This is a genomic window from Sphingobacterium sp. T2 (assembly GCF_000814685.1).
Lineage (GTDB): Bacteria > Bacteroidota > Bacteroidia > Sphingobacteriales > Sphingobacteriaceae > Sphingobacterium > Sphingobacterium thermophilum.
Genome location: NZ_JXAC01000173.1, coordinates 1 through 7,467 on the forward strand (window position 1 = coordinate 1; position 7,467 = coordinate 7,467).

Below are 7,467 nucleotides of genomic sequence, written 5' to 3' on the forward strand. Positions count from 1 at the left end.
TAGATATTTCAAGTCTTACCGACTGATAAATAGCGTATATATATTTATAACGCTATTTGTAGTACATGATATGCTTATTGTTAAGTAATATACTGTATGTTAGGCGTGGATGATTTTTACGTAAAAAATTTCTTCATGATGAAGGGTGCTGGTAATACGACCTTGATTTCTCTGGTCCCTAAGGGAAACGAAAAAAAGTATAGCCTTGTTGACGCATACTTTCGTCCACAAGATTGGTGTATTTACTTATTTCAGTCATCCAGTAACTGATCTTTTTTTAATTTTTCCTTTATCGCGTTTAGATCCATTTTAGTCCTTATGTTCGTGAAATACGAAGATAGGTATTTCCGAATGCAATGTCATCTTATTTGTCAGACTCGAGCGTATAAGTCGGTCGAAGAAGTTTCTGTTTCTTTTCACCATTGCCAACACATCTATATTGTTTTGTGAAATATATGTGTTTATGGTTTCTTCTATTGTACCCTTTTTATCAAGGATAACGAAATCTACGTTGTGCTCTTTGAAATAATTGGACCAACTGTTGGACTGTGCTAGCGTGCTGACAGTATTGGAATCTTCATTCTGAACGTGCACACAGTAGACGTGACCTTCCACCATCTTGGAGATATCAACAATCTGCTTAAGCGGTTCGAAATCATTTCTCTCTGAAGAGTGTTGTAAAGGCAATCTTATTAATTTCTTCATATGACGCATTACGCGGAACCACGAGTACCGGAAGTTGGATGTTCCTTATTACAGAGGCCGTATTACTTCCAATCGTGCTCTGACTTTCTGCATTGTTGCCGCGAACACCCATAACGATAAGACTTATATCCTGATCCTGGATTGTTTTGGCTACACTACCTAACACCGTGTCGTTTTCGAAAAGAAAGAAAGTATTATCGGTGTTTAAGTTGTGCTGCTTTGCCAGCTCAATCAGTTCCTTATTCTTCCTTTGTGAATACTCGTGTTTGGACTGTTCTATCTCCTGATAAACTGTAGACAGCATCTCCGGCTGTCCGGCATGTACGGCAGACAATACCGGAGCTGTATAAGAATATAACACATATAACTTTACGCCGAATTTGTTGGCTAAATGAAGTGCATATATAAACGCATTATTCGCAGTGGCAGAATAATCCGTAGGCAAAAGAATATTTTTCATAACTCAATCCCCCTTTATTAAATTTACCAAATTTTTTAATATTTATCAATATGAAAAATGCGGAGTCTCACTTCTTAGTGTAGCGTTTGTTATTGTCTCTTCGTTATAAGAACAAAACGAAGAAATAGGTGTTTATAGACAATAATTCATTAATTTTAGAATCGGGAAACACATATATTTCAGGTAAACGGGTGCGTATTTTTCCAAAAATATTTAAAAGGAGTGGTCCACTAACTTTAAAGCTAGCTTTGGAAGAATGTCTCGTGCATCCATCTGAAAGGAGTCACTCTTACATATACAAGAAATTTTATGGGTATATGATGGCTATTTCTTTGCGCTATGTGAAAAATGAAATGGAAGCCGAAGATGTTGTCAATGAGAGTTTTGTGAAGATATTTCAGAAGTTGGACAACTTTCAGATTCTGGATGAAGAAAAAGCTTTGGAGAAATCTTTCAAAGGATGGATAGCCCGTATTACAGTGAATACCTCTATCGACAAGCTGCGTGCGCAGAAAACAGCCTTAGATCTTGATGAAGTTAATGAATCTGACTTGCTTTATGACAGTGTGACAGTGACCAGCAAGCTGGATGTTAGTGACATCCTAAAATTGTTGGATAAGCTGCCCGAGATACAGCGCATCATTTTCAACCTCTACGAGATTGAAGGTTATTCACACGAGGAGATCAGCAAGCAAATCAACATTCCCGAAAGTACATGCCGAACCTATCTAACACGCGCTAAGGCAAAGCTTAGAATGTTGTATCAACAACAATTCGGCAACATGGAAAATATAAAAGTAAGTTAATATCTGGGTGAAAGAATATGAATAAGGACCTTATAGAAGATATTAAAGACAAATTAAAAAACGCAAGAGGATTATCCTTATCGTGAAGGAGCATGGGAGCGTTTTGCATCACAGTACCGCCCTTCGGCCGGTAAGGTTAGGCCTATGCATTCTCGTTGGAAGCAGGTGGCAGCTTCCTTGGCGCTGCTGCTTACGGCATCGGCAGCCATATATTTCGTCCTGCGGACAGAAAAGGTTCCTATGGAAGGCTCAAAGGTATATACTAGTGAATCCAATGCTTCGGGAACTTCTCCTCAAAGGGAAGCTCTTAGTGAACTGCCAGTAGTTTCTAATAATGGAGGGCGTGTTCACACACCAGTATCAGTGGATAGAGAAGCAACATCTACGAAAACAAGAGATATAGCCAAACATGTTATAGCGTGGCCGTCGGATGAGGAAGAGAAGGCTTTGGAAGTTAACTCTGTTAAGGTCTATGCTTCTTTAGATTTACAGCATATGAAACTTCCATCTCTTACTGCAGTCTCAAAGTCCTCTCTTTCTGGGACTTCACCAAAGAAGGAACGTCCTGCAGTTTATACCACACTGAGTCAGGAGAGTGGATCCTTAGCCTATGCTGCCTATGAAGGGAAAGGTGCAACGACACTGAAAAACAAGCTGATGCGGGTAGGAAATAATTTCCAATTGGGATTATATGTCTCTCCATACAAGACTTCAGATCGATTTGATGTAGGAGCGGGAATGTTGTTAGCCTATCGTCTAACCGATAAAATCGGATTAAGAACGGGAGCTTCCTATAACGCATATACGGTAGGGGTAATGAAAGACCCTCTGGAGACCTCTAGTGCTGAAGTGGTGGAATCTTCCTCCTTATAACAATAAAAATATAGTCGACCAACGAATGGGGATGTGCAAAGCACCATGTTGTTGCCAAATATCAATGCCGTATTAGGGAAGGTGGAAGCTATAGAGATTCCTTTGGAAGTGACATATAGCTTCAATAAAAATCTATATGTTTCTACCGGTATTTCGTATTCAAGTATTATAAATCAGGAAAGACAGGCCCAATATATTGATAACGGAGGGGTGCGCTCACTTCAATCTTCCACCTCAAAAATTGTTTCGGCAGCCAATGAGGTAAATAAAAATACGTTAAAGCATGTAAAGTCGTTGGAGCCTAATGTCAATCCTAAAGGCTATGCGGGCTTCGTTAATTTTTCGGTAGGAAAAACGGTAAATATTAACAACAAAGTATCCCTTTCGTTAGAACCTTATTTAAAGGTTCCTGCCGGTCAAATGCGTAAGTCGGATTTAGATTATACGAATACGGGAATACGGATTATTACCAGCTTTTAGTTAAAGCTGGTCTATCCGTACCCATCCCATTCCTGCGGCAATAGCTCCTTGTACTCCTGGATCGCCATCCTCGAAGACAAGACACTCTTCAGGCTTTACACCCAGCTGCTGTGCACAAAGGAGGAAAGGTTCGGGTGAAGGTTTGCCTTGTTTGGTGTCTCCGGCACAGACCATAGCCTCATACTTGCCTGCTACGTCTATAACCTTCAGTGTAATATTGAGTGTGGAGCGGCTGCCGCCGGAAACAATACCTATTTTTTTCTTACCAACATTGTCAAACAATACCTGTCGTACATATTCTACCGGCTGTGTCTGAAGGATAAAACGTTCGATAAATATTTGAGATTTGCGCTTGGAGAAAACTTCAACGTCAAATTCTACCTTATAACGCTTGCATATTTCTTTGGCGACAGCTACGGTAGGCCATCCTGCCGTCTCGTCAATAAGGTCGGGGTCGAGCGTTACTCCATATTCGGCCGCTACGGCGACATAGGCGGCTTTATGTGCATCGATATTGTCGGCCAAGGTACCGTCCACGTCAAATAATAGTGCTTTATAAGGTTCGGCAATCTGAGCTAATTTCTGAAATTTCTCGTTAAGGGTCATAGCAAAAAATAATGGCTGTAAATATACAGCCATTATTTTATTTCTTGAGGGATTTTCTTCTTTCTTTTTCTTTGATGATGAGACTTAGCTCTCTTCCTGTTTGTCCTGCTGCGGAAGTGTTTTCCTGTGCACGGCGGAACAGGTAAGGCATAACGGATTTTACAGGCCCATACGGCATATATTTAGCGACATTATATCCTGAGGCACCAAGGTTGAATGACAGGTTGTCCGACATGCCTAGCAGTTGCGCGAAGTAAATATGTGGATGGTTATGTGGTATGCCGCGTTTGTCCATTTCGGAAGCCAATAGCATACAGCTTTCATCATTATGTGTACCGGCCATGAAGCCTATTCTGTCAAGGTTATCCAAGCAGAACATCAGTGCTTTGTTGTAATCGTTGTCCGAAGATTTTTTGTCCGGCTGTATAGGAGAGGGATAGCCTTTCTCTTGTGCACGCTCACGCTCTATTTCCATATAAGCTCCGCGAACGAGCTTAGCCCCTAGATAAAAGCCCTGCTGTTGGGCGTAGGCAAAATCTGCTTTCAAAGAGGCAAGTTTATCGTGTCTATACAGTTGATAAGTGTTATATACAATAGGTTTTTCCTTGTTGTAACGCTCCATCAGCTCTCTAGCAATATCATCTATGGCATCCTGAATCCACGAATGTTCTGCGTCAATAAGTACAGGAATACCCGCCTCATAACAGGCTTTACATATGGCATTGCAGCGTCTAAGTACTGCTGCAAATTCTGCCTGTTCGGTATCGCTAAGTTTCTCTTGAGCGTTTACTTTTGCCAGAAGGTCGAAACGACCTACTCCTGTAGGCTTGAAAACACAAAAAGAAATAAGCTTGTTCTTTTGTGCGTATTTTACGGTTTCCAGCACCTCTTTACAGCAGGCATCAAAACTTGCTTCCGATTCCTCTCCTTCAACGGAGTAATCCAAGATGGTCGTCACATTTCCTTTTCCCAGCTCTTCTATCGCTTTAGCACAACCTTCAATGGTTTCTCCGCCACAGAACTGCTTATAGATGGTATTGCGGATTAATCCTTGGATTGGAAGACCTATATTTAATGAAAAGTTGGTGATAGGCGTACCTATCTTTATCAAGGTGCTAGAGCCTATGAGTTTGAATAGCCAATAAGCTCTTTCAAGATCTTTGTCACTTTTGTTACGGAAAGCTATTTCTGTATTCTCAAAATTTAGTGTAGTATTGGGTGTCATCATCTATACTTTCTTAGTATAACAAATGTAGTTGATAATTAATATATTTTGAATATTTTTCGCTGATATGGGCATTATTGGTAAATTTTTGGCGTATTTTTGTTTATTATGCAGACATTTAAGTTAGAAGGAGAATATATTCCCATGATTCAGCTGTTAAAAGTGCTGAACTGGGTAGAACACGGTGGCATGGCGCAGCGTGTCGTAGAAGAAGGTTTGGTGAAATATAACGGCGAAGTAGACTACCGCAAAAGATTGAAAGTTCGTCAGGGTGATGTGGTAGAATTTGATGGAATGAAAGTTCAAGTCGTATAATATTTCTATATTAGCACAACAAAAAACTTGAGTATAATGCAACCCATCCAAAGTTTAGGATATAACGTCTATTTTGAAGAAGATTTAGCTTCACTTCCCTCACTGATCGCTGAGAAAAACTATTCGCAAATTTTGATTTTGGTAGACAGAAATACCAACGACCATTGTCTTCCTGTATTTCAGTCTTTCCTGCCTGACCTAGTACACTACGATATTATTGAGGTAGATCCGGGGGAGGAGAATAAAAATATTGACTTTTGTATTGGAGTATGGAAGACCATGCTGGATTTCGGCGTAGACCGCAAGGCTCTCATGATCAATTTGGGAGGAGGTGTGGTGACCGACATGGGAGGTTTTGCTGCTTCTACCTATAAACGAGGGATAGACTTTATCAACATTCCGACGACGTTGCTGTCGCAGGTGGATGCTTCCGTAGGTGGCAAGACAGGAATAGACTTAGATAACATAAAAAATATTATAGGTACCTTCGCTCAGCCGCAGGCTGTATTTATTAGTACTGCCTTCCTGAAATCATTAGACGACAGACAGCTGCTATCGGGTTATGCCGAGGTGATTAAACACGGTCTGATTCAGGATAAGAGCTTATATGAGCAATGTAAGAATTTGGAGTTGTCGGCAGTTTCGGCAGAGATTATTCACCGTTCGGTGGAAATAAAGAATAAAATCGTAACAGAAGATCCTAAAGAGAAAGGTCTTCGCAAGATTTTGAACTTCGGACATACCATCGGTCATGCCATCGAAGGCTATTCGTTGTATCACGATCAGAACCCGCTATTGCATGGAGAAGCTATAGCCATAGGAATGATTTGTGAGGCCTACCTGTCGGCAAAATATATCGGCCTATCCGAAGGAGAGTTAAAGGATATTACTCATACTTTTTTGTCGAAATATCCCAAATATGTCTTTACAGCTGAGCAGTATGATTCTTTCTTAAGCTTGATGAAAAACGACAAGAAGAATGAGTCAAACAAGATAGGGTTTGCACTTTTGCGAAGAATAGGCGACTGTACTTATAATATTTATGTAGAAGAAGCTGATATTGTAGCTGCGTTAGACTACTATCTTGAAGTATCACAACAATAAATAATAACATTTTGCAACCAAATTATATCTTACTCCGAATATAATTTGGTTGCTTTCCACTTTTATAGGATGGAAAGAGATAAAATAATTATTGCATCTGCCATTCTTCTGAATGAGAAGAAAGAGATGCTTACTGTACGTAAAAAAACTTCTGTCTATTATATGTTGCCCGGAGGGAAGATAGAAAAGGATGAACAACTTATGGATGCACTTTTGCGTGAATTATGGGAAGAATTGAACATAAAGTTCACGGCGGAAGATTTTGATTATTTAGGTCAGCACGAAACCGATGCAGTAAATGAGAAAAACACCATTGTTCAAGGTAATATATTTGTGTTGAAACAACCTCTCCGTCAGAAAATTAATCCTCATGCCGAACTGGCAGAAGTACAGTTTATCAGCAAAGAAAATTATAAAGAATTTCGTCTAGCACATCTGCTGGAAGAATTTGCCCTACCTTATTTCTTAACCTGTTAAAAAGTATTAACCTCTAATATTGCTGTTTTATTGCCTCCTCATTTTTTGATTTTTCATTGAACAATAGATCCTCTTACTTATTACTGTCCCTGTTAGTGTTTTATAGGGACATTTCATCCCAATGTTTATAATTCAATTTGTAAAATTCTTATTAAGATTTTTTTAAAGAAGGTAAGGATATTTAAATTTCTTTCGATAAAGAAATAGAATAAAAAGGTTTTTTTGTTTTACTTTTTTCAATATTTTTATAGAGAAACAAAAAACCTTGTTTAAAACTGTAAAATAGTAGTTATTAACCAATTTTAAAACCAATTACAACGTAAAATTATGAAATGAAACTGTTACTTTATTCGATATAATTACTGCGACATAATATTGAATGATTAGTGGACAATAGTTATTTTTAGTAAATAATT

At 39.1% G+C, this 7,467-nt stretch carries 10 protein-coding genes; 6 read left to right on the top strand and 4 right to left on the bottom strand.

The features are described from left to right. Window positions 1–309: 309 nt before the first annotated feature. Window positions 310–705 carry a universal stress protein gene (locus SD31_RS11050; RefSeq protein WP_197053672.1) on the bottom strand — a complete coding sequence of 132 codons (396 nt, stop codon included), beginning with the start codon at window positions 703–705 and terminating at the stop codon, window positions 310–312. Next, window positions 656–1,165 carry a universal stress protein gene (locus SD31_RS11055; RefSeq protein ID WP_039054157.1) on the bottom strand — a complete coding sequence of 170 codons (510 nt, stop codon included), beginning with the start codon at window positions 1,163–1,165 and terminating at the stop codon, window positions 656–658. Before SD31_RS11055 ends, SD31_RS11050 begins: the two co-directional genes overlap by 50 nt. Window positions 1,166–1,356: 191 nt before the next feature. Between SD31_RS11055 and SD31_RS11060 the strand changes: the two genes are divergently transcribed. The 3 genes from SD31_RS11060 (at window position 1,357) to SD31_RS11070 (ending at window position 3,324) form a co-directional block, all read left to right on the top strand. Further along, window positions 1,357–1,971: an RNA polymerase sigma factor gene (locus tag SD31_RS11060; protein ID WP_039054165.1), complete on the top strand. Its 615-nt coding sequence runs from the start codon at window positions 1,357–1,359 to the stop codon at window positions 1,969–1,971. Window positions 1,972–2,115: 144 nt separating this feature from the next. After that, window positions 2,116–2,844 carry a hypothetical protein gene (locus SD31_RS11065; RefSeq protein ID WP_039054158.1) on the top strand — a complete coding sequence of 243 codons (729 nt, stop codon included), beginning with the start codon at window positions 2,116–2,118 and terminating at the stop codon, window positions 2,842–2,844. A 45-nt stretch (window positions 2,845–2,889) separates the two neighbouring features. Beyond that, a complete protein-coding gene (locus SD31_RS11070) occupies window positions 2,890–3,324 on the top strand; it encodes a hypothetical protein (protein ID WP_039054159.1) in 435 nt (144 codons plus the stop codon). Here the strand turns inward: SD31_RS11070 and SD31_RS11075 are convergent, their stop codons facing one another. After that, window positions 3,325–3,930, bottom strand: coding sequence for an HAD family hydrolase (locus SD31_RS11075; RefSeq protein ID WP_039054160.1), 606 nt, complete (start codon window positions 3,928–3,930; stop codon window positions 3,325–3,327). A 37-nt stretch (window positions 3,931–3,967) separates the two neighbouring features. Further along, entirely contained in the window at window positions 3,968–5,158 is a 1,191-nt protein-coding gene (locus SD31_RS11080; protein ID WP_039054161.1) for a proline dehydrogenase family protein, read from the bottom strand. Between the two features lie 105 nt (window positions 5,159–5,263). Here SD31_RS11080 and SD31_RS11085 point away from each other — a divergent pair, with 105 nt between their 5' ends. The 3 genes from SD31_RS11085 to SD31_RS11095 all read left to right on the top strand — a co-directional run bounded on the left by SD31_RS11085 (window position 5,264) and on the right by SD31_RS11095 (window position 7,051). After that, window positions 5,264–5,470, top strand: coding sequence for an RNA-binding S4 domain-containing protein (locus SD31_RS11085; protein WP_039054162.1), 207 nt, complete (start codon window positions 5,264–5,266; stop codon window positions 5,468–5,470). A gap of 36 nt (window positions 5,471–5,506) precedes the next feature. Beyond that, window positions 5,507–6,574: a 3-dehydroquinate synthase gene (gene aroB, locus SD31_RS11090; protein WP_039054163.1), complete on the top strand. Its 1,068-nt coding sequence runs from the start codon at window positions 5,507–5,509 to the stop codon at window positions 6,572–6,574. 69 nt (window positions 6,575–6,643) lie between these two features. Further along, the gene (locus SD31_RS11095; RefSeq protein ID WP_039054164.1) at window positions 6,644–7,051 is read left to right on the top strand and encodes an NUDIX hydrolase; all 408 of its coding nucleotides are present in this window, start codon (window positions 6,644–6,646) and stop codon (window positions 7,049–7,051) included. Window positions 7,052–7,467: the final 416 nt, after the last annotated feature.

What these genes read in the sequence shown, in the direction of transcription:
- aroB (WP_039054163.1), top strand. Translation starts at nt 5,507, where the DNA reads ATGCAACCCATCCAAAGTTTAGGATATAACGTCTATTTTGAAGAAGAT.
- SD31_RS11065 (WP_039054158.1), top strand. Translation starts at nt 2,116, where the DNA reads ATGCATTCTCGTTGGAAGCAGGTGGCAGCTTCCTTGGCGCTGCTGCTT.
- SD31_RS11050 (WP_197053672.1), bottom strand. Translation starts at nt 705, where the DNA reads ATGAAGAAATTAATAAGATTGCCTTTACAACACTCTTCAGAGAGAAAT.
- SD31_RS11085 (WP_039054162.1), top strand. Translation starts at nt 5,264, where the DNA reads ATGCAGACATTTAAGTTAGAAGGAGAATATATTCCCATGATTCAGCTG.
- SD31_RS11080 (WP_039054161.1), bottom strand. Translation starts at nt 5,158, where the DNA reads ATGATGACACCCAATACTACACTAAATTTTGAGAATACAGAAATAGCT.
- SD31_RS11095 (WP_039054164.1), top strand. Translation starts at nt 6,644, where the DNA reads ATGGAAAGAGATAAAATAATTATTGCATCTGCCATTCTTCTGAATGAG.
- SD31_RS11075 (WP_039054160.1), bottom strand. Translation starts at nt 3,930, where the DNA reads ATGACCCTTAACGAGAAATTTCAGAAATTAGCTCAGATTGCCGAACCT.
- SD31_RS11070 (WP_039054159.1), top strand. Translation starts at nt 2,890, where the DNA reads ATGTTGTTGCCAAATATCAATGCCGTATTAGGGAAGGTGGAAGCTATA.
- SD31_RS11055 (WP_039054157.1), bottom strand. Translation starts at nt 1,165, where the DNA reads ATGAAAAATATTCTTTTGCCTACGGATTATTCTGCCACTGCGAATAAT.